Origin of the sequence: Pseudoduganella sp. LjRoot289, from assembly GCF_964252925.1 — a bacterium.
Classification (GTDB): Bacteria; Pseudomonadota; Gammaproteobacteria; order Burkholderiales; family Burkholderiaceae_D; genus Rugamonas.
In genome coordinates, this window is record NZ_CAXUPN020000001.1 from 2262476 (window position 1) to 2265556 (window position 3081).

The 3081-nt window shown below is 62.6% G+C and carries 3 protein-coding genes; all 3 read left to right on the top strand.

The genetic code is table 11. The annotated features are described in order from the left end of the window. The first annotated feature begins 63 nt into the window (after nt 1-63). The 3 genes from ACSQ8Y_RS09640 to ACSQ8Y_RS09650 all read left to right on the top strand — a co-directional run bounded on the left by ACSQ8Y_RS09640 (nt 64) and on the right by ACSQ8Y_RS09650 (nt 2931). Nucleotides 64-1497 (top strand): amino acid permease, encoded by a 1434-nt coding sequence (locus ACSQ8Y_RS09640; RefSeq protein ID WP_436266231.1) that lies wholly within the window; start codon nt 64-66, stop codon nt 1495-1497. A 60-nt stretch (nt 1498-1557) separates the two neighbouring features. Further along, nucleotides 1558-1965 (top strand): hypothetical protein, encoded by a 408-nt coding sequence (locus ACSQ8Y_RS09645; RefSeq protein ID WP_436266232.1) that lies wholly within the window; start codon nt 1558-1560, stop codon nt 1963-1965. Between the two features lie 417 nt (nt 1966-2382). Then, nucleotides 2383-2931: a PEP-CTERM sorting domain-containing protein gene (locus ACSQ8Y_RS09650; RefSeq protein ID WP_436266233.1), complete on the top strand. Its 549-nt coding sequence runs from the start codon at nt 2383-2385 to the stop codon at nt 2929-2931. The last annotated feature ends 150 nt before the right edge of the window (nt 2932-3081 follow it).

Sequence of the window (3081 nt, forward strand, 5' to 3'; positions counted from 1 at the left end):
TGATCTGGCACGGGCTAAAACATACAAAAACTCAAGACAGAGACACATTGGAGAACCCAGATAGTGAGCATCTTTAGAACCAAGAATCTAGACGACATGGTGGCCGCCAGCCGCCGCCCCGGCGGACTGGCCAAAGTACTGGGGCCGTTCGACCTTATCCTGATGGGCATAGGCGCCATTGTCGGCACCGGCATTTTCGTGCTCACCGGCACCGGCGCGCTGACCGCCGGCCCCGCCCTCACCATCTCCTTCGTCATCGCCGCAGTCGCTTGCGGCTTCGCCGCGCTGTGCTACGCCGAGTTCGCCTCGTCGGTGCCGGTGGCCGGATCGATCTATACCTACAGCTACGCCACCCTGGGCGAAATCGTCGCCTGGATGATAGGCTGGGACTTGCTGCTCGAATACGGCCTGGCCACGTCGGCCGTGTCGGTCGGCTGGTCCGGCTACCTGCAATCGCTGCTCGCCAGCGTCGGCTTCCGGCTGCCGGTCGAACTGACCGCCGCGCCTGGCGCGGTGCCCGGCGTGAGCACGTGGTTCAACCTGCCGGCCCTGCTCATCATGGTGGTGCTGACCGCCATGCTGTCGCTGGGCGTGCGCGAATCGGCCCGTGTCAACAACGTCATGGTCGCCATCAAGATCGGCGTCGTGCTGCTGTTTATCGCCGTCGGCATAGGCCATGTCGAGCCGGCCAACTGGCAGCCGTACGCGCCGTTCGGCGTGACCGGCATCATGAGCGCGGCCGCACTGGTGTTCTTCGCCTTCATCGGCTTCGACGCGGTGACCTCGGCCGCCGAGGAAGTGAAACGCCCTGAGCGCGACTTGCCGATCGGCATCATCGGTTCGCTGGCCGCCTGCGCCGTACTGTACGTGGTCGTGTCGGCCATCATGACCGGCATCGTGCCTTACCAGAAATTCCTCGGCGTCGACCATCCGGTCTCGCTGGCGCTCGAGTACGCCGGTGAAAACTGGGTGGCGCGCTTCGTCAACCTGGGTGCCATCCTGGGCATGACCACGGTGATCCTGGTGATGGCTTACGGCCAGACCCGCATCATCTTTGCCATGTCGCGCGACGGCCTGCTGCCGAAAAAGCTGTCGGAAGTCCATCCGAAGTACCACACGCCCTTCTTCGCCACCTGGATGGTGGGCCTGATCTTCGGCGGCATCGCCGCCCTGGTGCCGCTCAACGTGCTCACCGAGCTGATCAATATCGGTACGCTGGCCGCCTTCTGCCTGGTGTCGGTCGCCGTCATCATCCTGCGCAGGAAGCGCCCCGACCTGCCGCGCGCCTTCCGCTGCCCCGGCGTGCCCTACGTTCCGGCGCTGGCCGTGGTCCTGTGCCTGACCTTGATGAGCTTCCTGGCCTGGTTCACCTGGATCGCCTTCGGCATCTGGCTGGTGATCGGCCTGGTGGTCTACTTCGGCTATGCCCGCTCGCGCTCGCTGCTGAACGGCGCAACGGCCGCCACCGCACCGGGCGCCGCCCCTGCCAAATTGTAGAGCACAGTAAATCCGGCGATGGCTTATGATGGCGTTTTCGCCAACAAGCCGGAGCCGGACATGATCGAAGGAAAATCCCTGCGCAGCGACCTGCAGCAACTGTCGCGCGCGCTGAGAGCGCTGCACAAAGCCTTGCTCGATGTTGAGACCCAATATTTCGGCCAGGTGGGCAGCGCGCTCGAGCACCTGCAACTGGTCACCAGCCACCCGCATTTCGCGTGGCTGCAAAAGCTGTCCGGCGTACTGAGCGAACTGGATGAATGCCTGGACGACGAGGAAGCCCTGGTGGTCGACCTGGAGCGGCGCTTCCGCGCCGAAGTCGAGGGCCTGATCGGCCCCCTGCCCCCCACCAACGACGATTTCCGCACGCGCTACAACGCCATGCTGCATGACTCGCCGGATGTGGCCATGGCCCACGGCGCGGTGCGCAAAGTGCTGAGCCAGTTGCCAGCCCATCCCCGCGACTGAGCGCTGTCCAGAACAGCCATTCCTGAAGTAAGCGTATCTCATCCGCCACGCCCGCCATCCCGGCGGGGCCTCCCCACGCCGCAGTGCAGCATGCTAGTTTCATAGCTGCCATCATGGCGGACCGCGCAAAATTATCCCTCTCCACTTGAACCTGCATCAAAGTTTTCGGTCAGTATCGGCATTTTTTCTTGACGAATGTGCACTTAATTATCATAATTATACCATTGTCGTAACAATATGTAACGGGTGTAACATTTAGCTCCAGTTATATTTTGCAAGTAACGCTGCTTTGCAGCATATGTTTTTACTCGGCAATAGTATCGTTGATATCCCGGACTTAGCACCCTAGACACCCGCTTTGAAGCGGGGGCATTGCCCTGGCCTTATTCAAGCTGTCCACTACAAACTGAGGATTCTATGAAGATGCGAAAGATGGTGTCGGCGCTCGCCTTGGGCGCGGCCCTGGCCTGCGCCGGGCACGCTGCCAAAGCCGAATTGATCTATGAGGTGATAGACACGGTCGACAGTCCCGGCGCTCCAAACCGCATGAAATACATCTACCATTACAGTGAAGCCACGCCAGCCTTCCATGGCCTGACGATCACCTTCGACGCCGCCCTGTACGCCGAACTGGACGCATTGACACCGGGCAGCGGCGACTGGCTCGCGAGCGTGACCCAGCCCGACCCGACAGTTCCACTGGAAGGCGTGTCCAGCTTCATGGCGCTGAACAGCCTGCCTGCCGGGAAATTCGATTTCGAGGTGGGCTTCACCTGGCTGGGCACGGGCACGCCCGGCGCCCAGTCCTACGAGCGCGTCGACGACCTGTTCAACGTCGTCGCCAGCGGCCGCACGGCGCTCGCTTCCCAAGTGCCCGAGCCCGGCACCGGCCTGCTGTTCCTGGTCGGCGCGCTGGTGCTGGCCCGTCAATCGGCGCGATACCGCACCAAGCCAAAACCGCAGTAATTCCACGAGCCCGGCCTTTCCCGCCGAGGCAGTGCCTCGGCGACAGGGCGGCCGCGCCCGTTCCAGCCTCGTCCGCCGCTTTCCGTCCCAAGGGCTCGGAGGGACGGCTGCCGCCCCAAATATCGCATCAAGCATTGATGGAGAATGATC

Bases quoted from the DNA above. Each gene is read 5' to 3' on its own strand.
- ACSQ8Y_RS09650 (WP_436266233.1), top strand. From the start codon at position 2,383: ATGAAGATGCGAAAGATGGTGTCGGCGCTCGCCTTGGGCGCGGCCCTG.
- ACSQ8Y_RS09645 (WP_436266232.1), top strand. From the start codon at position 1,558: ATGATCGAAGGAAAATCCCTGCGCAGCGACCTGCAGCAACTGTCGCGC.